Source organism: Serratia grimesii (assembly GCF_900186025.1).
GTDB lineage: Bacteria > Pseudomonadota > Gammaproteobacteria > Enterobacterales > Enterobacteriaceae > Serratia > Serratia grimesii.
On sequence record NZ_LT883155.1, the window covers coordinates 3,620,523 to 3,641,853 of the forward strand.

Here is a 21,331-nt window from a genome sequence, read left to right on the forward strand (position 1 = left end):
ATCAGGCCGTCGGCAATGCCGTTTGGTACAGGTTTTCCCACATACCGTACACCAACACCTGGTCCGGTGGTGACAGCTCACCGGCAGCGATGGCTTTATGAAGGCTAGTTTCCACCTGTGCCTTCAGCGCTTCAGCGGTGTGCTCACCCTGTTCTTCCACTTCAGCAACCGCCAGCGTCAGATGACCGCGCAGGTAGCCACCGGCAAACAGTTCATCATCGCTGGCGTGCTCTACCATGTCATCAATCAGCGCCAAAATGCGCGCTTCGAATTCTGCGATCATCAAATTTCCTCATTAAATAACAAACTGACGGTCAGTTGAGATCTTCCGGATAGGGGAAAAGCTCAGCCGTCAGCGGTGGCGTATTGTAAAACGATTGTAACGCCTGAATAAAGCGCGCAGGTCTTGTGGGTATTCCCTGCTCCAACAGCAACAGCACCCGCTCGCGAACCTTACGCTGGAAGGCGATGCGGTCCGGTTCGCAGTCACCGTTCAGGTTGTCGCAACTGACATTGAACGGAAAACCGGCCGCTACGCAGAACATCCATTCCAGCGACTGCGGTTTAATTTCTACCGCTTCGAATTCGCTTTGCGTCTGTGCGTCGCGCCCGTCCGGGCAATACCAGTAACCGAAATCGACCAGTTTACGGCGTTGTTCACCGGCAATGCACCAGTGTGAGATCTCATGCATACCGCTGGCGTAATAGCCGTGAGCAAAGACGATACGGTTGTACGGCAATTCGTCGTCGGCCGGCAGATAGATTGGCTCATCGTCACCTTTAACCAACCGGGTATTGTAATCTTCACTAAAGCACTGATTAAAGATATCAATCAGTTGGGAATATTGGTGTGTATCAGACATAAAAGACTCAAATGACCACAAATTTAAAGTGGTAATTATACCCTAACCGCGCTTTTGGCATACTATATATGCAACGCCAGCCACTGCTGAATTTCTGTACCGTGATTGTCGTACAACAGCTTACAACTCATCACCAGCGAAACGATGACGATCATCGGGCGGATCAGCTTTTGCCCACGGGTCATTACCATATGTGCCCCAAGACGGGCACCCAGAACCTGCCCTACCAACATCACCAGACCGATACTCCATACCACTTTGCCGCCGATGATAAACAACACCAGACTGCCAAAGTTGGACGTGAAGTTCAGTACCTTGGCGTGGGCGGTCGATTTGGCTAGGTTAAAACCACACAGCGTCACATACGCCAGCGCGTAAAATGAACCCGCGCCAGGGCCAAAAAAGCCATCGTAAAAACCCACGCAGCCACCGGCCACCAGGCCAAACGGCAAGGCGCTCAAACGGCGCTGCCGATCGTTCTCCCCCAGGCGCGGAGTCAGCAAAAAGTACAAGCCGATGCCGATCACCAGTAAAGGCAACATTTGCCGCAGCAAATCGGCGCGCATGTGTTGCACCAGGATCGCCCCAGCGACAGAACCGATCAGCGCCAACAGGATAGTCAGTTTTTGATCGTTAAGATCAACGGCTCGTCGGCGGATGAAGTACAGACTGGCGGATAAGGAACCGCCCACCGACTGTAGCTTGTTGGTTGCCAGCGCCTGCGCCGGGGGGACCCCCACCGCCAGCAGTGCCGGCACGGTCAACAGCCCGCCACCGCCGGCAATGGAATCAATAAAGCCCGCCAGCAATGCCACCACAAACAAAACCGCGAGCATCTCGGGGCCAACGACGAACCAATCCATTTATATCCCTCTGACTTGAAGCCGCATCTGTGTTGGTTGCACTTACTCACCCGAATCACTTACTGAGGTAAGCTCATCGGGCTTTATTCCCTTACCGTCTGGATGCAACTCCAATTACTTTGGGTCTATTATTCCGCAGCGAAATGGTTATTCAGCAAGGCCTGACAGGTAGGCGGCAATGGCGGCGGCACCGGTTTACCCGGTTTGGCGCTAGGTTGATGTGGAACGAACCAACTTGCCAGCTCGGCGCCACAGCCGTCACCCGGTGGCGGCGTATCCTGTTCTTTGCACTCCAGGCTACCTGCCGGACAACGCAGTCGCACATGCATGTGCGCACGGTGACCGAACCATGGGCGTACCTTGTGCAACCAGTCACGATCGGCACCCGCATCTAAACACAGGCGCTGCTTGATCGCCGGGTTGACGAAGATACGCGTCACTTCCTGATCTTGAGCCGCCATTTTGATCAGCGATTCAATCTGCGGCTGCCACTGGCGTGCAACAACCTGCTTACCGTCACTGGAAACCAAATCGATCGGCTGCGGCTTCAGCAATTGCTGTGCACTCCAACGTTGGCGCGGCAACTGTAACCAGATGTCGACATCAAGCCCAGATTGATGGCTGGCATGACCGCTACTAAAGCGCCCACCAGCCGGCATTGCCATATCGCCGATCAGTACCGTACCGAGGTTTTTTTGGTTCGCCTTATTGCTCAGACGCTGAATAAACGCCAGCAGATCAGGGTGACCGAAATAACGACGTTGATCGGGTCGCATCACCTGATAATCCGGCGAACTCAACGGCAACGGCTGCGCACCGATTATACAACCGTTGGCAAAACCACCCACGGCCTGCGGTGCACCGGCAACCGGGTGATCAATTTTCTGCCAAGGCGTCAACGCCATGGCGGAGCTCGATGCCATCAGGGCAATGATGCCCAACATCCAGTTTTTCATGGTGATTACCAGCGTGGAACGTTAGAAACCACATCACCGTTTTGCGCACGTTGGCGCAACAGGTGATCCATCAGCACAATCGCCATCATCGCTTCGGCAATGGGTACCGCACGGATGCCTACGCAAGGATCGTGACGACCGCGGGTAACCATTTCCACGGCTTCGCCCTGGCGATTGATGGTTCGACCCGGCACCATGATGCTGGAAGTCGGTTTCAGCGCCAGATGTGCAATCACCGCCTGACCACTGCTGATGCCGCCGAGAATGCCGCCCGCATGGTTGCTCTGGAAACCTTCCGGCGTAATTTCATCGCGGTTTTCGCTACCACGTTTGGTCACGACGGCGAAGCCATCACCAATTTCTACGCCTTTCACCGCATTGATGCTCATTAGCGCATGCGCCAGATCTGCATCGAGGCGGTCAAAAACTGGCTCGCCGAGGCCGACCGGCACATTTTCGGCAATTACGCTGACTTTGGCGCCAATCGAATCGCCCTCTTTCTTCAGTGCACGCATCAGTTCGTCCAGCGCTTCCAGCTTATCCGGATCCGGACAGAAGAACGGGTTCTGTTCGACCTGCTCCCAGTCTTTCAGCTCACAAACTACGTCACCGATTTGAGCTAAATAACCGCGTACCTGCACGCCGAATTTCTGCTGTAAGTATTTCTTGGCAATCGCCCCCGCTGCAACGCGCATTGCGGTTTCACGCGCCGAAGAACGGCCGCCGCCGCGATAGTCGCGCACACCGTATTTTTGTTCGTAGGTGTAGTCTGCATGTCCCGGACGGAACACGTCTTTGATAGCACCGTAGTCCTGCGAACGCTGGTCGGTGTTTTCAATCATCAACCCGATACTGGTGCCGGTAGTCACGCCTTCAAACACACCGGAAAGAATACGTACCTGATCCGGCTCGCGGCGTTGGGTGGTATAACGCGAGGTGCCCGGACGGCGGCGGTCCAGATCGTGCTGCAAATCAGCTTCAGTAAGCGGAATGCCTGGTGGCACACCGTCTACGATACATCCCAGCGCCACACCGTGAGATTCACCAAATGTGGTGACGCGGAAAATCTGCCCAATACTGTTTCCTGCCATCGCGGCTCCTTACCCTTAATTATTATCTTTGTGGGGCCCGCCAAAGCAGGCCCGAAGAATGCTTAGCTGCGGTAGAGGCTGAAGTGATCTTTGCAATCCACCAACTGTTGTTTAGTCAGCATGAACACACCGTCACCGCCGTTTTCAAATTCCAGCCAGTTGAACGGAATATCCGGATACTGTTCCATCAGATGTACCATGCTGTTACCCACTTCACAAATCAGCACGCCGTCGTCGCTCAGGTAATCCGGCGCACAGGCCAGAATGCGGCGCACCAGCTTCAGGCCGTCACTGCCCGCTGCCAGACCCAGCTCAGGTTCAAAGCGGAATTCCTGCGGCAGATCGGACATGTCTTCTGCATCGACATACGGTGGGTTGGTGACAATCAGATCGTACTGGATCGCGGGAACGTCGCGGAACAGATCGGAACGGATTGGAGTCACTTGCTGTTCAACACCCAACGCCTGAATATTGCGCTCGGTCACTGCCAATACGTCGGCGGAAATGTCTACTGCGTCCACTTCTGCTTCCGGGAAAGCGTAACCGCAGGCAATGGCGATACAACCGCTGCCGGTACACATGTCGAGAATATGGCTCGGCGGATGTGGGATCAGTGCGCTAAAGCGATCGTTGATCAGTTCGCCAATCGGGGAACGCGGGACCAGCACACGTTCATCGACATAAAACTCTAGGTCGCAGAACCAGGCTTTGTTGGTCAGATAGGCGACCGGAATACGCTCGTTGACGCGGCGGATCACGCGCTCAACGATGCGGTGGCGCTCGCTGGAGGTCAAACGTGCGGTGTGCATGTCCTCTGGAATATCCAGTGGCAGGAACAGGCTTGGCAGCACCAATTGCACCGCTTCGTCCCACGGATTGTCGGTTCCGTGACCATAGTAGATATCGGCGGCATTAAAACGGCTCACCGTCCAACGCAGCATATCTTGAATGGTGTGCAGTTCATTCACTGCTTCCTCGACGAAAATTTTGTCCAATTTGCCCTCCGGCAGGCACTGTGATTCATGATTTAGCCGCATAGTTTGCCATGAAGCCCGCGACAAATCACGCTAACCGCTTGCGCTTTTCATTTTGGCGCGAATTTTGCGTCGACAGATACCCGCGACACGGTAAACTACCGCGATAAATGATTTCCGGTGAATGAAAAATGAAGAACAAGCACCCTCTGAGCAAAGATGAATTGCAGCTCTTCAGAGAGTCGGTAGTAGACGCAAAAAAGCTGCGTCAGGACACCATTGTCCACCGTAAACCCAAACCAAAAACCAAACAGATTGCCCCGCAGCGCCTACTACAGGAACAGGTAGACGCCAGTTATTATTTCTCGGATGAATACCAACCACAGTTGGAAGAGGAAGGCCCAACACGCTATGTGCGCCCAGGCTACAGTGCATTCGAATTGAAGAAACTGCGCCGTGGCGATTATTCGCCAGAGCTGTTTCTCGATCTGCATGGGCTGACCCAGATGCAAGCCAAGCAGGAGTTGGGGGCGCTGATCGCCGCTTGCAAGCGTGAACACGTACACTGTGCCTGTGTCATGCACGGCCACGGCAAGCACATCCTTAAACAACAAACCCCACTGTGGTTGGCGCAGCACCCCGACGTGTTGGTGTTCCACCAGGCCCCCAAAGAATGGGGCGGTACCGCCGCGATTTTATTGTTGGTCGAACTGGCCGAGTAAACGGCAGAAATGACAAAGGGCGATGTAAACATCGCCCTTTCGTTTTGGCCCCGGCTTGCGGCGCCCTACACTTTAGCCATCACCTGCGATGGGCTGACTTGCCATTCGAACTTACCGTAGCTGCCATCTGCCGCCAGATCAACGTTGGCGATCGCAGAGGTTGCGAACATTGGCGGGCATTCCCCCGGGCAAAGCTCAGCCACCAGATAACCCACCAGCGGTAAGTGAGAGACGATCAACACAGCGTGGATCCCCTGCTGCGCCAGAACCTGCAAATAACTGCCTACCAAACTAGCATCCCCACCCGGCGTCAGTTCAGGCAATACTTCTTCGCTTGCCGGCAACGTTAAGGCTTCGCGTACCGTAGCCAGCGTCTGTTCTGCCCGCAGATAAGGGCTGACCAGCACTCGTTCAATATCCACAGACTTGGTGTTTAACCAGGCCGCCATCTGACGTGACTCATCACGGCCACAAACAGTAAGGGGTCTTACCGAATCGCTGGCCGCATCGAGTGCCGCCTCTCCGTGACGCATAATCAAAACTTGCATATTGCACCGCTGTTGTTGACAAAATAACGCTATACAGAAACGCCGAGCGTGCTGTATCGCCGAGTTTTACAACCCTAAAGCAAAAGCTTTGAAACGATAACGCGCCGTCTCTTTATGGCGGCCGGGCATTTTGCCTGAAAGTTCACGTAAAGAAAACGCTGTTTTTTACATCAATGGCGTCTTGTTCTGAATTTGACGCTCACATAACAACCAATTCAACAGGTTAAATTTTAACCTGTCCATCATGAATTTTATTGATGGCGGCCAGTTTCGCACCACCATCAGGTTACGTTACCTCGTCCCTATCTCCCTGTATAGGGTCCGGGATTGCCGTTGTGCCAAGGAGTGATAACGATCACAATGCATCCTTGATCCTACTCTAGTACAAATCACATCACTGCGCCGCTCACGTCCCCAGCGGATAGAAGCGTTCACCCTGCTGCGCCATGCGCTGCAAGCGCTCGCAAGGTGCAAAATATTCACCGTACTGGCGCTGCAGGTACTCCAGCGTTTTAACCACTTTATCGGCACCAAGCTGATCCATATAGCGGAATGGTCCCCCCAGGAACGGCGGGAAACCAATACCGAAGACGGCACCAATATCGCCATCACGCGCACTGCGGATTACTCCCTCATCCAAACAACGCGCCGCTTCATTCAGCATCATCATCACGCAACGTTGGGCGATAACTGCCTGCTGTAGATGTGATTTCGGGGTAATACCCAATAAAATATACACTGACGTATCGGCACGTTTGTTTCGCTGACGTTGCTGACCTTCGCTCGGATACAGATAAAAACCACGGGCATTTTTGCGCCCTTTGCGCCCGTCTTTCAGCACGGCATCAAAGGCCGCGGGGGCAGAAAATCGCGGTCCCAACTGTTCAACCAGTACTGGGATGATCTTGGTGCCAACGTCAATGCCGACTTCATCGAGCAGCGTTATCGGACCGACCGGGAAACCAAAGTCTACTAAGGCTTTGTCCAACGACTCAATCGGCTCGCCCTCCAGCAGACAACGTGCGGCTTCATTTATATAGGGTGCCAAAATGCGGTTAACGTAGAAACCTGCACGATCGGCAACCACAATCGCCGTCTTACCCTGCTTGTGTGCCAGCGCCACAGTGGTGGCAATGGTTTCTTCGCTGGTGGTTACGTGTGGGATGACTTCAACCAACGGCATTTTATCCACCGGGCTGAAATAGTGCAGACCGATAACCTGGTCTGGACGTTGCGCCTTAGCAGCGATCTGACCAATAGGTAGCGATGACGTATTGGAGGCAAAAATGGTGTGTGGGGCAGCGTGCTGTTCTATTTCTGCCACCATCTGTTGCTTCAGTGCAAGATCTTCAAATACCGCTTCGATCACCACGTCCACCTGCTCAAAGCCGGTGTAATCCGTTGAACCGGAGATCAGCATCATCTGTTTTTGCCGCTCTGCCGGACGCATACGTTTGTTACGTACCCTTTTGCTGAGCACATCCCAACTGTATTTCAACGCGTGGTTAATACCCGTTTCATTAACGTCTTTAATTCGTACCGGCAGGCCACCACGCGTGGCCGTCACGCAGGCAATGCCGCCCCCCATCAAGCCACCACCTAAAATACCGATCCGATGAAGTGCATGAGGCTGCGCATTGCCACCGCGTTCTTTCTTCAATGCAGTGGACGCAAAGAACAGACTGCGTAATGCCGCCGATTGCGGTGTCATGGCCAGTTCACCAAAGGCCCGGGCTTCGGCTTCATAACCACTGGCGTTGCCGTGATCCAGACCCGTGCGCACCACCTGAATGATCCGCTCAGCCGCCGGATAGTTACCGTGGGTTTTCGCCAATGTCTTTTTACGCACGATGCTGAACAGCAAACTCTTGCCCAGTGGGCCATTGAGCAGACGTTCCTGCCACGGTAGGTCGCGCTTGGTCCGCCAACCCTGCTTAGCCAGTTCGATGGCGGTATGCAACAAAATGGATTGGGGTACAGCATCGTCAACCAGCCCCATGCGCAGCGCCTGACGCGCCCGAATATGTTTACCGGTCAACATCATATCCAGCGCTTTGCTGGCACCAATTAAGCGTGGCAAACGCTGAGTGCCCCCCGACCCCGGCAGTAACCCCAGTTGCACTTCCGGCAGGCCAAGCGCGGTTTTATCATCCAGTGAACAGACGCGGCTGTGGCAGGCCAATGCCAGTTCCAGTCCGCCCCCAAGGCAGGCACCATGAATCGCTGCCACGACCGGAACCTGGAACGCAGCAATCTGCGCCAAGGTGCTTTGCCCTTTTTTCGCCAGCGCCTCTGCTTCTTTCGCCGTCGTGCATGCGGCAATCATGGTGATGTCCGCACCGGCAATAAACGAATCAGGCTTACCTGAAATAATCACCAGCCCTTCCAGGGCCGGGTGTTGCTGTGCGCGAATCAATACATCGTTGACCTGATCGATAAACTCCGCCTTCAGCGTATTCACCCGCTCGTCAGGCACATCGATAGTAATCACACCAATGTTGTCCGGCCGTAGCGTCAGCTGAAAGGCCGAGGGTTTGGCTCTCTGTTCGTGCAATGCGTTTTCAAAACTCATTATTCCACCTCTACGATCATTGCTGCCCCTAACCCCCCAGCAGCGCAGGCGGTGGTCAACCCCAACCCGCCGCCACGGCGCTTCAGCTCGTGCAGTGTTTGGGTGATCATGCGCGCGCCGGTAGCGGCAAACGGGTGGCCGTAGGCGATCGAGCCACCCAATACGTTAAATTTGTCCATATCCACTTCACCAATCGCCCGGCTGCGTCCCAGTTTTTGCTGGGCAAACTCGTCACTGGCAAACATCTTCAGGTTGGCCAGAGTTTGTGCGGCGAAAGCTTCATGCATGTCGATAAGCGTCAGGTCAGCCAGGCCGATGCCCGCGCGATCCAACGCCAGCGGCGTGGCGTAAGACGGCCCAAGCAGCATGTCTTCCCACACGTCGATAGCGGCGAAAGCAAAGCTGCGTAGATAACCCAAGGGTTGCAGGCCCAACTCTTGTGCACGGGATTCACTCATCATCAACACGGCTGCCGCACCGTCAGTCAACGGCGTGCTGTTAGCGGCAGTGACGCTGCCATGCTTACGGTCAAAGGCCGGTTTTAGCTTCGCATAGGAAGCAAGACTGGAGTCTTTACGAACGTTATTGTCTTCGGTGATTTGTGTGCGATACGGCGGCACATACGCGGTCATTACTTCATCATGCAACAGGCCCTGTTCCCAGGCTTTGGCCGCCAATTGATGAGAACGGTGCGCCAACGCATCCTGCTCTTCACGGGTGATGCCGTGGCTCTTCGCCATTTGCTCGGCAGTATCGCCCATACGCAGGCCGGTTGAGTATTCTGCCACTGCCGGCGGAACGGGCATCAGATCGCGGAATTTCAATCGACTGAACAACTTGAGACGCTGTGACAGGGTGCGCGCTTTATTGACGTCCACCAGCGTACGCGCCAGCGCTTTGCTGACACCGATTGGCAATACCGAAGATGAATCGGCGCCACCGGCAATACCAATACTGATACTGCCCGCCATGATACTTTCCGCCACGTTGGCAATCGCCTGGAAACTGGTGGCGCACGCGCGCGACACGCTGTACGCATCGGTTTGCACATTCATACCAGTGCCCAACACGATTTCACGCGCAATGTTCGGTGCCTCTGGCATTTGTACGACCTGGCCGAATACCAATTGTTCGATAAGTGCCGGATCAATCCCGCTGCGGGCCAAGAGTTCACTCACCGCCGTTTTACCCAAATCCACCGCTGGAATACCGTGATAAGCGGTTGCCTGTTTGGCAAAGGGGGTACGCAGTCCATTTACAATAGCAATACGGTCACCGTGACGGGTCACCAACGGCAGTGCCTTACTCATAAACGCTCCTGAAAAAAATAACGTCAGCGCAACGGCCAGAAAGAGGTCTGACCTGATGAGGTCATTGTTAACCAAATGTTTACATTTGGCAAACCGGTAGAAGTGAAAACTGAGAGCAGGAGCAACTTTCTAAGGGGGGATAAAGGGAAAGGCAGCGGCGCGGGTTTACCCCGCACCGTTTTACAGCAGTGATTAACGCAGGCCGAGCTGGAAAATCAGGGTTTCAGCCTGGCAGGCAAAGGTGAAATCCGCCGCCAGTTCTACGCCACCGTCAACCGGTTTAATGCTACTGCTGATGTCACAAGGGTCAGATTCCACGCTGCGGGCTTTTTCGGTCAACACCGCCAGCATTTTTTCTGCATCCTGCTGATTAGCAAATACCTGGCTGTAGGAAGCGGTGCAGTCGGTATTGTCCATCACAGTCCCCACATCGACACAGCAACAGGCGGCAGTTTCCTGGGCACTACATTTATTCAGCGAATTTGACATGGTTGATTCTCCTCAGGGACCGCCATTACGCGAGTCCAAATTGCCATTTAACGATTGGCGCAAAGACACAAGATTCTGTGCTTATTTTACTCTGCGACGAAACCGATCACTAGCACTTACTTTTTATAGGTGTTTTAAGTGATGGAAATCACAAATGAAAATCGTTGTCTGCTAAGGAATGGTAAGAATTTTGTTATATACAGCTGGTTTTTTGTTAGCCAGATCTCTCTTTTGATATCAATTTGGAAATATTTAAAAAACAATGTTGCAACATTCTCACAGGTCGGACCTATAATTCAGCCACTGGTCTGATTTGTCTGAATGGGATCGGACCCTACAATCGCGCGCTTCCTTGTTACTTTATGTAACATGTTTAAATAATAAACACATAAAATGAGGTTTTGGTCATGAGCCAGAAAAACCTATTTACTAAATCAGCTCTCGCAGCTGCAGTGGCAATTATTTCTTCAAACGTGTCTGCCGCAGGATTCCAGCTCAATGAGTTTTCATCAGCTGGTTTGGGACGTTCGTATTCTGGCGAAGGCGCCATGGCAGATACGGCGGCGTCCGCCAGCCGCAACCCGGCCCTATTGATGATGTACACCCGCCCAGAGCTGTCTATCGGTGCGGTGTTTATCGATCCGGACGTGGACATCACCGGCAAGTCACCTTCAGGAGCTAGCCTGGACTCTAAAAACATCGCCCCTACCGCTTGGGTGCCTAACCTGCACTATGTGCATCCGATTAACGATCAGTTTGCTGTCGGCGGTTCGGTAACGAGCAACTATGGCTTGGCGACCGAATTCAACGATGGTTACACCGCGGGTGCTTACGGTGGTAAAACCGACCTGACCACTGTGAACCTGAATCTGAGCGGGGCTTATCGTCTCAATCAACACTTCAGCTTCGGCCTGGGCTTTGATGCAGTTTATGCTAAAGCCAAACTTGAGCGATATGCGGGTGAAAGCGGTGCAGCCCTCGGTATGCCGGCTGACACTCAAATCTCCCACCTGAAAGGCGATGAGTGGGGTTACGGTTGGAACGCCGGTATTCTGTATGAAGTGGACGAGAACAACCGTTATGGCTTAACTTACCGTTCAGAAGTGAAAGTCGACTTCGACGGCGATTACAAAAGCAGCATTCCATCCCGTCTGAACCCGCTGCAAGGTAGAACCGGTCTACCGTGGGGCACTGATGGTAATACTATCCCTGGCTCACTGACCCTGAACTTGCCGGAAATGTGGGAAATTTCAGGTTATAACAAAGTTGCGCCGCAGTGGGCTATCCACTACAGCATGGCTTACACCAGCTGGAGTCAGTTCCAGGAGCTGAAAGCCACCGGCAACAACGGTCAGACACTGTTCGAGAAGCACGAAGGCTTCAAAGATGCTTACCGCATTGCACTGGGTACTTCTTACTTCTACGACGATAACTGGACCTTCCGTACCGGTATCGCCTTTGATGACAGCCCAGTGCCGGCACAAAACCGTTCTATCTCGATCCCGGATCAGGACCGCTTCTGGCTGAGCGCAGGTACCAGCTACGCGTTCAACAAAGACGCATCGGTTGACGTCGGTATTTCCTACATGCACGGCCAGAAAGTCACCATCAAAGAAGGCCCTTATACCTTCGAGTCAGAAGGTAAAGCCTGGTTGTATGGTGCTAACTTCAACTATCGCTTCTAATCCTGTCGATACAGAAGCCAAAAGCGTCCTTCGGGGCGCTTTTTTATTGTCTGCTATCCGCAGCGTATAAAAAAACCCGCCAAAGGGCGGGTTCTTTAATTCGCTAACCGAGGTTATTGCGAGTCGATCTCGTCCAAATCGCCCTGAATCGCTTGAGCATTCGGGTTGATTTCCGGCTTCAATGATCCCCCGTTCGCCAGGAAGTCGTTCCGCTGGAAATAAGCTTCACGCACCATCAAGTACGGATCAGAAGAGTTATGCAGCAAGCCGTCGGAATCCAACAGTTCGGCACGGGTTTCTATCCCCTCAACCACCCATTTACCCGCAGACATCCAGAAGGTCAGGTAGCTCAGTACCGGATAAACAGTATCTGCCCAGTCACCGCCCTCTTCACGCAAGGTGAAGCTGCCATAGCCCGGTAACATCACGTAAGGGCCATAACCCACACCGTAGTGCCCTAAGGTGCTGCCGAAACGGTTCGGCTCTTCGCGCGCCAGTTTCGGGTTAGCCATCCCTGCAACGTCGATCAGACCGCCCATCCCCAGAAGGGTGTTGAGGAAGAAACGGTTAAAGTGAATCATCCCCTTGTACGGATCACCTTTCAGGAAGGAGTTAACCATGCTGGCTGGCTCTTCCAGGTTGGAGGTGAAATTGCTGATACCATTACGCGCAGGCATCGGCAAATAGTTGCGCCAGGCCACTGCGACAGGACGCAGTAAGTACGGATCCAGGACGTTATAGTTAAAGTTGAACATCGTCCGGTTAAATCCTTCCAGAGGATCGGATCGCCCTTGTGGTTCATCTTGTGGCGTGCTGGCACAGCCCACCAATAACACCGTTGCGAAAGCCAGCCCAGTCAGGCGAAAGTTCATATTCTTCTCCATGAAAACACGTTCGGTCTTTTTATTCAGGGGACCTGTTTGTTTATCTGAACGTCAATCTGCTCTTTACCGCTGAAATTCTGCAGCGCGCTTTCACCGAACCAGTCACCCGCCTGCGGCGTGGCCAGACCATCCTGAGAAATTCGTACCCGCACCTTGACCTGATGCTGGGCCGAAAGCAGCCGTTCAGGCATCATGGCGTTACTGTCATCCAACGAAAACGACAGTGGGAAACGGCTTAAAGGCAGTTGTTTTACTGCAACCGGCACCGGATTGGTACCATCGGTCACCGAGATTACCAGTGTACCTTGCTGCGGCAAAGCGTTAGTCGCCTGAGGCGATAACGTCACGTTAACAGCAAGTTTAACAGTTTCTCCGCCCGCCTGGGTTTTTGCTTGTTCAATGCTGCGCTTTATCACCTCGGCGCGTTGATCGTTAGCTGGCAGCAGTTTCAACATCACCTGCCAGGCGCCGATCGCCTGCTTGAAATCACCCTGTTCAAATGAATTAAACGCCAACAGACTCAGCACCCGCAGATTGGTATGATCTTCGGCGATCATTTTGCGCAGCATCTGTGTGGCCTGCTTGTTATCCTCCGGATCATTGGATCGCGTCAAGACTTCTGCGTAACCCAGGCGCACTTCCAGACTATTCGGATCCAGTTGATAGGCATGCGCAAATGCTTGAGTGGCTGTGGTCGCATTATTCAGCGCCATGCCGACACGCCCCAACATCATCCAGTCATTGATATTGCGATCGTCCTGCTGCAGCGCAGTACGTAACCCCAAACCAAGACGGGCTATCTCTTCCATGCTCAGCGGTTGGGCACGTTCATTGGCAACGCGCGCGCGCAGTTCCGGCATTTGGGCTTCCACCTGCTGCCAATCAAGCACCTGAGCCAACCCACCGGTTTTCAGATAAAAACCCAGGGTGACTACGATCAACAGTGCAACGCCAGGCACCAAAGCCCATCTGTTGATCGGCTTGGCCTGCGCTTCTTGCTGACCAGGGATGTCATTCAACAGGTTTTGCTGCAGTTCCTTCACCAACTCCGGACGCTCAGCAACCACGCCCTGCTCTTCGTCCTGTTCAAGCTCGTGCAGGCGATCCTGGTAAAACGCCTTATTCAACGCATCCCGACTCGCGGCCGTGCTTTTGCCGCTGTGGCGCATCGCCGGCACCACCAGCAACGCCGCAGCGCCCACCAGCAACACAATAATAATCAGCCAAAAAGCCATTAGGGTTTCTTCCTGTCAGTCTCTTTCAGCAGCGCCGCCAGACGCTGTTGCTCCTGCTCGGAGAATTCATCGTTCGCATTAGTGGTGCTGGCACGGCGATGGCGAGTGCGCAGTATCACTACCGCTCCGCCGATCAGCACAAACAGCAACGGACCAACCCACAAGATCAACGTTGCCGGGGTCACAGGGGGCTCATAGGTAACAAAATTACCATAGCGCGCGACCATGTAATCGATGATCTGCTGCTTGCTCTGACCCTGCATCATCAATTCGTACACTTTGGTACGCATGTCCGCCGCGATGATGGCGTTAGAATCAGCAATGCTGTTGTTCTGGCATTTCGGGCAGCGCAGCTGCTCGGTCAGTTCACGGTATTGCTGTTCCTGTTCCACCGATTTGAACTGGTAGGTATCGATAGCTGCTGCTGCGCTCCAACTCAGCAATGCGGCAAATATCAAGACAATCAGCTTCATGCTTCACCTCCGTACTTTTTGTACAGTGGTAACACTTCCTGCTGCCACACGCGTTCGTTCATATCCCCAGCGTGGCGATAGCGAATAATGCCTTGTCCGTCGATCAGGAAGGTTTCCGGTGCGCCATACACGCCCAAATCCAGCCCCAGCATGCCATCGCCGTCATACAGGCTAAGTGCATAAGGATTGCCCAGCGAGTTCAGCCAGGTCACCGCTTTGCTGCGATCGTCTTTATAGTTCAACCCTACTACGCGGATACCGCGCGCGGCCAACGTATTGAGGTATTGATGCTCTGCGCGGCAGGTTGGGCACCAGGTGGCCCAGACGTTCAACAGCATAGGTTTGCCATTGCGCAGCACCGCCTGATCGTAAGTCTTGCCGGGCTGATCGAGGGACTCCAGTTTGAAGGCCGGCACCGGTTTGCCAATCAACGCCGATTCCAGCATCGTCGGGTCTTCACCACCGGCGTTACGCGTCAATTGCACCATAAATGCCGCCACCAGCAACAGAAACAGGATTAACGGGATAAACAGCAGTTTACGGTTCATGCCTGCTCCTCCAGTTTGCCTTCACGCTTGAGTTTTTTGCTCATCCGATAGCGCGGGTCGAGAATACACAGGATGCCGCCAATCGCCATAAATACCCCGCCGAACCAGATCCAGCGTACGAAGGGTTTATAATACAACCGCACGGCCCAAGAACCGTCGTCCAGCTCTTCGCCCAGAGCCGCATACAGGTCACGGCTGAAGCCGCCGTCGATAGCCGCTTCGGTCATCATGCTGCGCGCCACGCTGTAGAAGCGTTTTTCCGCGTGCAACGTCGCTTCGGGCTTGCCGTTGCGCGTGACATCAATGATGCCGACACCGCCAGTGTAGTTTGGCCCACGGATATCGTGTACATCTCGGAACACAAAGTGATAGTTATGGATATCCACGCTGTCACCGGCCTTCATGCGGACGTCGCGTTCCACACTGTAGTTCTGGCTAAAGGCAATGCCGATCACCGTCACCGCGACACCCAGATGGCCTAGCACCATGCCCCAGTGACTGCGGGAAAGATGGCTCAGGCCGCGCCAGAAACCGTGACGATGCGTCGCACGTTCGTGCAACTCCATCAGCGTCAGGATAATCACCCACACAGCCATGATCAGCCCTACTACCGTCATCCCGGCGACGCTGTCTTGCAGCAGCCACGGCAACAGTATCGACAGCACCAGCGTAATCACCAGCGCCACGCTCAGGCGGCGCCACAGCTTGGTCGGCTCATCACGGCGCCAGCGCACCAGAGGGCCAATACCCATCAACAGCGCCATCGGCGCCATCAGCCAGGTGAACATGGTATTAAAGAACGGTTCGCCAATAGAAATACTGCCCAGGCCAAGCTGTTTATGCACTAGCGGCAACAGCGTACCCAGCAGCACCACCAGCATGGCGGCGATCAACAACACATTGTTGCCCAACAGGAAAGTTTCACGCGAGAAGGTTTCATGCTGCACCCTGCTGCGCACCTGGCCGCCCTTGACCGCGTAGAGCAGCAAAGAGCCACCGATCACGATCACCAGATAGGCGAGGATAAACATGCCGCGCGCCGGATCGGACGCAAAGGAATGCACAGATACCAACACACCGGAGCGCACCAGGAAGGTGCCTAACAAGCACAAAGAGAAAGCGGTAATAGCCAGTAATACTGTCCAGGCCTTGAAGGTGCCGCGTTTTTCAGTCACCGCAAGTGAGTGCATTAACGCCGTACCGGCCAGCCACGGCATAAATGAAGCGTTCTCGACCGGATCCCAGAACCACCAACCGCCCCAACCCAGTTCGTAATAAGCCCAGGCAGAACCCAGCACGATGCCCATAGTAAGGAACACCCACGCCGCAGTGGTCCAGGGACGTGACCAGCGTGCCCACGCGGTATCGAGCCGACCGGCCATCAGTGAGGCGATGGCAAACGCGAAAGCCACCGAGAAACCGACATACCCCATGTACAACAACGGCGGATGGAAAATCAGGCCGATATCCTGCAGCAGAGGGTTGAGGTCACTGCCGTCGATCGGGAAGTTAGGTAATGTGCGGGTGAACGGGTTAGAAGTCATGATAATGAACAGCAGGAAACCTGCGGTAATCATGCCCATTACCGACAGCACACGCGCCACGGCATCTTGCGGCATCGCACGGCTGCACAACGCCACCGCCAGTGACCAACAGCTGAGCAGCAACACCCACAGCAGCAGTGACCCTTCATGGGCACCCCAGGTAGCGGCGATGCGGTAATACACTGGCAGTTGCGTGTTGGAGTTGGCGGCCACATAGGCCACGGTAAAATCATTGACGACAAAAGCATGCACCAGACAGATAAAGGCCAGTGCAATGGCGGCAAACATGCCGTAGGTCAACGGACGTGCGACCGCCATCATGCGACGATCCTGACGCGCAGCGCCCCACTGTGGGTAAATACTCAGCAGCAGTGAGATCGCCAACGCTAAGCACAGCAGAAAACTTCCCGCTTCTGGCATCATGATTTAGCGCCCTCATTCTGCGGAGCCGCATAGGTCGACGCCGGTCCCTTATGGTTTTCTTTCATTGCGTCAGCCACTTCCGGCGGTGTGTATTTTTCATCGTGTTTCGCCAGCACTTCACGCGCATTGACCACGTTGCCCTCACCCAGCACGCCTTGTGCTACCACACCCTGCCCTTCACGGAACAGATCCGGCAGAATGCCGGTGTAGGTAACATCGATCGCGCCACGTGCATCATAGACTTTGAAGCTGACCTGCAACGTTTTCTGATCGCGTTTCACCGACCCTGGCATCACCATGCCACCGATACGCAGGCGTTGCCCCACTTCCGGTTTTTCATGGTTTTCGCCCTTGCCCAGCAGAATTTCACTCGGGGTATAAAACAGATCGATGTTGGAACGCAGCGCATACAGCATCAGGGTTGCAGTAAGCGCGACGCCGATAAGCACTACAATCGCCAGATACAGGCGACTTTTACGACGTGGATTCACAATGATTTCTCCCGCGAGTTAGCGGATTTTTGTTTCGACTGCTGCGACTGACGAATCCGTCGTTCGCGCGCCTGACGACGGCCGATCTCACTCAGTAATTGCCGGCGCTGCCAGAAAGTATGGACGACCAAGCCCAACAACGAGAGCAGCGTGATAGACACCGCCAGCCAGACGTAGAAAGCATACCCACCCATAGCGAAAAACGCCTGCCAGCTAGTAAATGCGGCATTCATGATTGGCGCTCCTTATTGACCAGCCCGGCAACCCACGGACGCTGACGTTCCTGAGACAGGATCAGATTACGCAAACGCATCAACGTGAGGGTGATAAAGAAAAGCAGATAACCGAGGATTGCCCAACGCAGCGGGGTACGCATACTTGGCGCTATGCTCTGTTGCATATTGGTGGAACCTTGGTGCAGCGTATTCCACCATTCGACTGAGAAATGAATAATTGGGATGTTCACCACCCCCACCAGCACCAAAATACCCGCGGCGCGGCCCGCCAGACGCCGGTCTTCGAAGGCGTTGTACAGCGCAATAATGCCGATATAAAGGAACAGCAGTACCAATTCAGACGTCAGTCGCGCGTCCCATACCCACCAGGTGCCCCACATCGGCTTACCCCAAGCGGAGCCGGTGACCAGGGCAATAAAGGTAAATACCGCGCCGACGGGTGCCATCGCAGCGACAACGGTATCAGACATTTTCATCTGCCACACCAGGCCGATAAAGGCGGCAACCGCCATCGAACCGTAGATCCCCATCGACCACATGGCGGCCGGCACATGGATATACATGATGCGGAAGCTATCACCCTGCTGATAGTCTTTGGGGGCGAAACCAAATCCCCATACCCAACCCAGCAGCAAACAGGCTGCACCGGCCAGCCCCAGCCAGGGGATAAAACGTCCACAGACATGATACAGCCGTTCAGGCTGGGCGAATTGATGTAACCATTTCCACATTGTCGTCATTGCTCACGGTAAATTTATACGGTGGCCGCCCCGTTTACCGAGGCGACGAAAATTACTTGTGCGGTGGAACACGCTCTTTGTGGCGTTAACCCGCAATTCAATACGTTACCTAGTGCACGCTCACTCGCAGCGCTGCTGCGGTAGCAAAGGGTGCCAGCGTGATACTCCCCGCCAACATCGCACCCAGAATCGCCAGGTAACCGTCTATCGGCATGCCCATAGAGGCGGCGTCGATGGCAGCAGTGGAAAATATCAGTACCGGTATATACAGTGGCAATACCAGCAGACTCAGCAGCACGCCGCCTTTGCGTAACCCGACGGTCAACGCCACACCGATAGAACCAATCAAGCTTAGCGTCGGCGTCCCCAGCAACAGCGTCAACGCGACGGCCTGCCAGGTATTCATATCCAACGACAGCAACAATGCCACCAACGGCGACAGGATTAATAAGGGTAAGCCTGTTACTACCCAGTGAGCACACACTTTGCCTAGCACCGTCATTGGGAGTGGTGTCGGCAACAGCAGTAGTTGCTCTAACGAGCCATCAAGAAAGTCATCGCGGAACAAACGCTCCAGCGACAACAACGCCGCCAGCAGTGCAGCGACCCAAATTATCCCCGGCGAAATACGCGCCAGCAACTGTGGTTCCGGTCCAATTCCTAGCGGAAACAGCGTGATAACAATCAGGAAAAACCACAGAGGATTTACGATTTCCGACCCTTTGCGAAAGGCAATCTTCAGCTCACGGCGCAATATAGTCAAAAACATCAAAAATTCTCCACGCGGTTTTCCGTCAGGCTGATTTTCCCTACAGCCTGTGTCGCGCCAGCCAAATCCTGATGCGTGGTCAACAATACCATGCCGCCCTGCCGTGTATGTTGCTCAAAAAGGCTAATCAATTCAGCCACGCCTTGCTTATCGATTGCCGTTAGCGGTTCATCCAGGATCCAAAGTGGGCTGTCGCTGAGCCACAGACGTGCCAATGCAACCCGGCGCTGCTGCCCAGCGGAAAGCTGCGCCACCGGTAAATCTTCATAACCCACCAACCCCACCTGCTCCAACGCCTGCCAAATCGCCTGACGATCAGGAGCCATGCGCACTGCCTGATAAAACTGCAGGTTCTCAAAAGGGGTCAACATGGTTTTAATTCCCGGCTGATGGCCGAGAAACAGTAAATCCTGATGGTAGCGGTCGCGATGGCGTAACGTATTTTGTCCGTGCCAGCAAACGTCCCCGCTATCTGGCCGTGCCAAACCAGCCAAAATGCGTAACAGGCTAGTCTTGCCCGCACCGTTAGGCCCTTCAACCTGAATAATCTCGCCCGGCTTTACCGTAAAGCTTAACGCGCTAAACAGGGTGCGTTCATCACGGACGCAACTCAGATTTTTAGCTTCCAGCATCGGGAGAACTCATATTTTTCTTTGGGATAGCGATCATAGCATAAGCCATCTGCGGCACGTACCCCGCCACAGGCCGCTCAGCTACTCCAATAGGGGTAATATTGCGTACCAGATCAAGAATGCGTAGAAAAAACCGACGGCGTTAAACTCTTGTTACTTTTTTCTGCAATTTGCAGCATGGCTTTCCCAGCAGCGCTGGGCCAACTACGCTTAATCCGTGGCCTTGGCAGCATCAATGGAGAGAGCAAATAATGAACGATCAACACCCTCACCCACAGGTAGATACGGATAATGACGTGCAAGTCGAAAGCAAGGAGCATGAACAGGGCAAGAGTGAAATCGAGATAAAGGAAGAAAATTTACCCTCACGCGCAGCAGCAGTGCATGAGCAGATCCGTATGGAAGGTGAGAAAGAGCTGGAACGCGACTGGTTGGCGCTGCTGTGGTCAGCAGTAGCAGCCGGGCTGTCGATGGGAGCCTCGCTGATGGCGAAAGGCATTTTTCACGCCCGCTTGCCGGACGACCCTAGCCGCTTCTTTATTGAGAATATTGGTTACACCTTTGGCTTTATCATCGTGATTATGGCACGCCAGCAGCTGTTTACCGAAAATACCGTCACCGCCGTGCTGCCGATCATGCATAAGCCTACACCGAGAAATTTCGTCATCCTGTTTCGCCTGTGGGGTGTAGTGCTGCTTGGTAACCTGATTGGCACCGGGCTGGCGTCGCTGGCATTTATCCATATGCCGATTTTTGATGAAAACACCCGCAACGCCTTCGTTAGCCTTTCGAAAGAGGTGATGCAAAATTCACCGTCAGAAATGTTTGCCAACGGTATTTTGGCTGGCTGGATCATCGCTACCATGGTGTGGATGTTTCCTTCTGCTGGCGCAGCCAAGATTTGGGTGATCGTACTAATGACCTATCTGGTGGCGATTTGCGATCTCACCCATATCGTGGTCGGATCGGTAGAGATCCTTTATCTGGTGTTTACCGGCATGATCCCTTGGCAAGATTTTATCTACCCATTTGCCATTCCGACGCTGGCCGGCAACATTATCGGCGGCACCTTTATCTTTGCGTTAATCAGCCATGCGCAGATCCGCAACGATATGAGTGACAAAAACAAGGCGGAGCGTCTAAAGGCAGAAAAACAAACGGCCAAGGCAAGAAAACCGTGATCGCGATCAGCGCGACAGGCAAAATTCAGCGCATATTGGCGATGGAATGAGCAAACGCACCGCTAAGCGCTTATTCTGCGGGTAAAAAAAGGTATACTGCCC

General features: G+C 54.0%; 23 protein-coding genes. 3 read left to right on the forward strand and 20 right to left on the reverse strand.

Annotated features, from left to right (window positions below; all coding sequences use genetic code 11):
• Position 1 precedes the first annotated feature (1 nt).
• The 6 genes from SGBXF1_RS17030 to prmB all read right to left on the reverse strand — a co-directional run bounded on the left by SGBXF1_RS17030 (position 2) and on the right by prmB (position 4,768).
• Positions 2 to 283, reverse strand: a complete 282-nt coding sequence (locus tag SGBXF1_RS17030) for a YfcL family protein (RefSeq protein WP_037423614.1) — start codon at positions 281 to 283, stop codon at positions 2 to 4.
• A gap of 31 nt (positions 284 to 314) precedes the next feature.
• Positions 315 to 863 carry an elongation factor P hydroxylase gene (locus SGBXF1_RS17035; RefSeq protein WP_037423617.1) on the reverse strand — a complete coding sequence of 183 codons (549 nt, stop codon included), beginning with the start codon at positions 861 to 863 and terminating at the stop codon, positions 315 to 317.
• Between the two features lie 62 nt (positions 864 to 925).
• On the reverse strand, positions 926 to 1,726 hold the full coding sequence (locus SGBXF1_RS17040; protein ID WP_037423619.1) for a sulfite exporter TauE/SafE family protein: 801 nt from the start codon (positions 1,724 to 1,726) through the stop codon (positions 926 to 928).
• 128 nt (positions 1,727 to 1,854) lie between these two features.
• Positions 1,855 to 2,682 carry a penicillin-insensitive murein endopeptidase gene (gene mepA, locus SGBXF1_RS17045; protein ID WP_130381552.1) on the reverse strand — a complete coding sequence of 276 codons (828 nt, stop codon included), beginning with the start codon at positions 2,680 to 2,682 and terminating at the stop codon, positions 1,855 to 1,857.
• 5 nt (positions 2,683 to 2,687) lie between these two features.
• Positions 2,688 to 3,773, reverse strand: coding sequence for a chorismate synthase (gene aroC / locus SGBXF1_RS17050; RefSeq protein WP_037423623.1), 1,086 nt, complete (start codon positions 3,771 to 3,773; stop codon positions 2,688 to 2,690).
• Between the two features lie 62 nt (positions 3,774 to 3,835).
• A complete protein-coding gene (gene prmB / locus SGBXF1_RS17055) occupies positions 3,836 to 4,768 on the reverse strand; it encodes a 50S ribosomal protein L3 N(5)-glutamine methyltransferase (RefSeq protein WP_037423765.1) in 933 nt (310 codons plus the stop codon).
• A gap of 170 nt (positions 4,769 to 4,938) precedes the next feature.
• Between prmB and smrB the strand changes: the two genes are divergently transcribed.
• A complete protein-coding gene (gene smrB / locus SGBXF1_RS17060; protein ID WP_037423626.1) occupies positions 4,939 to 5,469 on the forward strand; it encodes an endonuclease SmrB in 531 nt (176 codons plus the stop codon).
• A gap of 65 nt (positions 5,470 to 5,534) precedes the next feature.
• On the opposite strand, the gene sixA is transcribed toward smrB, so the two are convergent.
• The 4 genes from sixA to SGBXF1_RS17080 form a co-directional block, all read right to left on the reverse strand.
• Positions 5,535 to 6,017 (reverse strand): phosphohistidine phosphatase SixA, encoded by a 483-nt coding sequence (sixA, locus tag SGBXF1_RS17065; RefSeq protein WP_037423629.1) that lies wholly within the window; start codon positions 6,015 to 6,017, stop codon positions 5,535 to 5,537.
• Between the two features lie 406 nt (positions 6,018 to 6,423).
• A complete protein-coding gene (gene fadJ / locus SGBXF1_RS17070) occupies positions 6,424 to 8,589 on the reverse strand; it encodes a fatty acid oxidation complex subunit alpha FadJ (protein ID WP_186427243.1) in 2,166 nt (721 codons plus the stop codon).
• Positions 8,589 to 9,899, reverse strand: a complete 1,311-nt coding sequence (fadI, locus tag SGBXF1_RS17075) for an acetyl-CoA C-acyltransferase FadI (protein ID WP_037423635.1) — start codon at positions 9,897 to 9,899, stop codon at positions 8,589 to 8,591. Before fadI ends, fadJ begins: the two co-directional genes overlap by 1 nt.
• 192 nt (positions 9,900 to 10,091) lie before the next feature.
• Positions 10,092 to 10,388 carry a YfcZ/YiiS family protein gene (locus SGBXF1_RS17080; protein WP_073963470.1) on the reverse strand — a complete coding sequence of 99 codons (297 nt, stop codon included), beginning with the start codon at positions 10,386 to 10,388 and terminating at the stop codon, positions 10,092 to 10,094.
• Between the two features lie 407 nt (positions 10,389 to 10,795).
• On the opposite strand from SGBXF1_RS17080, the gene fadL reads away from it, so the two are divergent.
• Positions 10,796 to 12,073: a long-chain fatty acid transporter FadL gene (fadL, locus tag SGBXF1_RS17085; RefSeq protein ID WP_037423637.1), complete on the forward strand. Its 1,278-nt coding sequence runs from the start codon at positions 10,796 to 10,798 to the stop codon at positions 12,071 to 12,073.
• 113 nt (positions 12,074 to 12,186) lie between these two features.
• Here fadL and mlaA read toward each other — a convergent pair whose 3' ends face one another.
• From mlaA to ccmA, 10 genes are all read right to left on the reverse strand, one after another.
• The gene (gene mlaA / locus SGBXF1_RS17090; protein WP_037423640.1) at positions 12,187 to 12,945 is read right to left on the reverse strand and encodes a phospholipid-binding lipoprotein MlaA; all 759 of its coding nucleotides are present in this window, start codon (positions 12,943 to 12,945) and stop codon (positions 12,187 to 12,189) included.
• Between the two features lie 35 nt (positions 12,946 to 12,980).
• A complete protein-coding gene (ccmI, locus tag SGBXF1_RS17095) occupies positions 12,981 to 14,192 on the reverse strand; it encodes a c-type cytochrome biogenesis protein CcmI (RefSeq protein ID WP_186427244.1) in 1,212 nt (403 codons plus the stop codon).
• Complete coding sequence (locus tag SGBXF1_RS17100; protein ID WP_186427245.1) at positions 14,192 to 14,665, reverse strand: cytochrome c-type biogenesis protein; 474 nt, start codon at positions 14,663 to 14,665, stop codon at positions 14,192 to 14,194. Before SGBXF1_RS17100 ends, ccmI begins: the two co-directional genes overlap by 1 nt.
• Complete coding sequence (locus tag SGBXF1_RS17105) at positions 14,662 to 15,213, reverse strand: DsbE family thiol:disulfide interchange protein (RefSeq protein ID WP_037423648.1); 552 nt, start codon at positions 15,211 to 15,213, stop codon at positions 14,662 to 14,664. Before SGBXF1_RS17105 ends, SGBXF1_RS17100 begins: the two co-directional genes overlap by 4 nt.
• Positions 15,210 to 17,180 (reverse strand): heme lyase CcmF/NrfE family subunit, encoded by a 1,971-nt coding sequence (locus SGBXF1_RS17110; RefSeq protein ID WP_061808058.1) that lies wholly within the window; start codon positions 17,178 to 17,180, stop codon positions 15,210 to 15,212. The genes SGBXF1_RS17105 and SGBXF1_RS17110 overlap by 4 nt, the downstream gene beginning before the upstream one ends.
• Positions 17,177 to 17,671, reverse strand: a complete 495-nt coding sequence (gene ccmE / locus SGBXF1_RS17115) for a cytochrome c maturation protein CcmE (RefSeq protein WP_037423650.1) — start codon at positions 17,669 to 17,671, stop codon at positions 17,177 to 17,179. Before ccmE ends, SGBXF1_RS17110 begins: the two co-directional genes overlap by 4 nt.
• Positions 17,668 to 17,904: a heme exporter protein CcmD gene (gene ccmD / locus SGBXF1_RS17120; protein WP_061808059.1), complete on the reverse strand. Its 237-nt coding sequence runs from the start codon at positions 17,902 to 17,904 to the stop codon at positions 17,668 to 17,670. Before ccmD ends, ccmE begins: the two co-directional genes overlap by 4 nt.
• Positions 17,901 to 18,638, reverse strand: coding sequence for a heme ABC transporter permease (locus tag SGBXF1_RS17125; RefSeq protein WP_037423656.1), 738 nt, complete (start codon positions 18,636 to 18,638; stop codon positions 17,901 to 17,903). Before SGBXF1_RS17125 ends, ccmD begins: the two co-directional genes overlap by 4 nt.
• 118 nt (positions 18,639 to 18,756) lie before the next feature.
• A complete protein-coding gene (ccmB, locus tag SGBXF1_RS17130; protein WP_130381560.1) occupies positions 18,757 to 19,416 on the reverse strand; it encodes a heme exporter protein CcmB in 660 nt (219 codons plus the stop codon).
• Positions 19,416 to 20,048 carry a cytochrome c biogenesis heme-transporting ATPase CcmA gene (gene ccmA, locus SGBXF1_RS17135; protein WP_037423661.1) on the reverse strand — a complete coding sequence of 211 codons (633 nt, stop codon included), beginning with the start codon at positions 20,046 to 20,048 and terminating at the stop codon, positions 19,416 to 19,418. The genes ccmB and ccmA overlap by 1 nt, the downstream gene beginning before the upstream one ends.
• 251 nt (positions 20,049 to 20,299) lie before the next feature.
• Between ccmA and SGBXF1_RS17140 the strand changes: the two genes are divergently transcribed.
• The gene (locus SGBXF1_RS17140; protein ID WP_186427246.1) at positions 20,300 to 21,229 is read left to right on the forward strand and encodes a formate/nitrite transporter family protein; all 930 of its coding nucleotides are present in this window, start codon (positions 20,300 to 20,302) and stop codon (positions 21,227 to 21,229) included.
• Positions 21,230 to 21,331 lie beyond the last annotated feature (102 nt).

Excerpts from the sequence above, each read along its gene's own strand:
- SGBXF1_RS17030 (WP_037423614.1), bottom strand. The coding sequence starts at position 283 with ATGATCGCAGAATTCGAAGCGCGCATTTTGGCGCTGATTGATGACATG.
- SGBXF1_RS17035 (WP_037423617.1), bottom strand. The coding sequence starts at position 863 with ATGTCTGATACACACCAATATTCCCAACTGATTGATATCTTTAATCAG.
- SGBXF1_RS17040 (WP_037423619.1), bottom strand. The coding sequence starts at position 1,726 with ATGGATTGGTTCGTCGTTGGCCCCGAGATGCTCGCGGTTTTGTTTGTG.
- mepA (WP_130381552.1), bottom strand. The coding sequence starts at position 2,682 with ATGAAAAACTGGATGTTGGGCATCATTGCCCTGATGGCATCGAGCTCC.
- aroC (WP_037423623.1), bottom strand. The coding sequence starts at position 3,773 with ATGGCAGGAAACAGTATTGGGCAGATTTTCCGCGTCACCACATTTGGT.
- smrB (WP_037423626.1), top strand. The coding sequence starts at position 4,939 with ATGAAGAACAAGCACCCTCTGAGCAAAGATGAATTGCAGCTCTTCAGA.
- sixA (WP_037423629.1), bottom strand. The coding sequence starts at position 6,017 with ATGCAAGTTTTGATTATGCGTCACGGAGAGGCGGCACTCGATGCGGCC.
- fadJ (WP_186427243.1), bottom strand. The coding sequence starts at position 8,589 with ATGAGTTTTGAAAACGCATTGCACGAACAGAGAGCCAAACCCTCGGCC.
- fadI (WP_037423635.1), bottom strand. The coding sequence starts at position 9,899 with ATGAGTAAGGCACTGCCGTTGGTGACCCGTCACGGTGACCGTATTGCT.
- SGBXF1_RS17080 (WP_073963470.1), bottom strand. The coding sequence starts at position 10,388 with ATGTCAAATTCGCTGAATAAATGTAGTGCCCAGGAAACTGCCGCCTGT.
- fadL (WP_037423637.1), top strand. The coding sequence starts at position 10,796 with ATGAGCCAGAAAAACCTATTTACTAAATCAGCTCTCGCAGCTGCAGTG.
- mlaA (WP_037423640.1), bottom strand. The coding sequence starts at position 12,945 with ATGAACTTTCGCCTGACTGGGCTGGCTTTCGCAACGGTGTTATTGGTG.
- ccmI (WP_186427244.1), bottom strand. The coding sequence starts at position 14,192 with ATGGCTTTTTGGCTGATTATTATTGTGTTGCTGGTGGGCGCTGCGGCG.
- SGBXF1_RS17100 (WP_186427245.1), bottom strand. The coding sequence starts at position 14,665 with ATGAAGCTGATTGTCTTGATATTTGCCGCATTGCTGAGTTGGAGCGCA.
- SGBXF1_RS17105 (WP_037423648.1), bottom strand. The coding sequence starts at position 15,213 with ATGAACCGTAAACTGCTGTTTATCCCGTTAATCCTGTTTCTGTTGCTG.
- SGBXF1_RS17110 (WP_061808058.1), bottom strand. The coding sequence starts at position 17,180 with ATGATGCCAGAAGCGGGAAGTTTTCTGCTGTGCTTAGCGTTGGCGATC.
- ccmD (WP_061808059.1), bottom strand. The coding sequence starts at position 17,904 with ATGAATGCCGCATTTACTAGCTGGCAGGCGTTTTTCGCTATGGGTGGG.
- SGBXF1_RS17125 (WP_037423656.1), bottom strand. The coding sequence starts at position 18,638 with ATGTGGAAATGGTTACATCAATTCGCCCAGCCTGAACGGCTGTATCAT.
- ccmB (WP_130381560.1), bottom strand. The coding sequence starts at position 19,416 with ATGTTTTTGACTATATTGCGCCGTGAGCTGAAGATTGCCTTTCGCAAA.
- ccmA (WP_037423661.1), bottom strand. The coding sequence starts at position 20,048 with ATGCTGGAAGCTAAAAATCTGAGTTGCGTCCGTGATGAACGCACCCTG.
- SGBXF1_RS17140 (WP_186427246.1), top strand. The coding sequence starts at position 20,300 with ATGAACGATCAACACCCTCACCCACAGGTAGATACGGATAATGACGTG.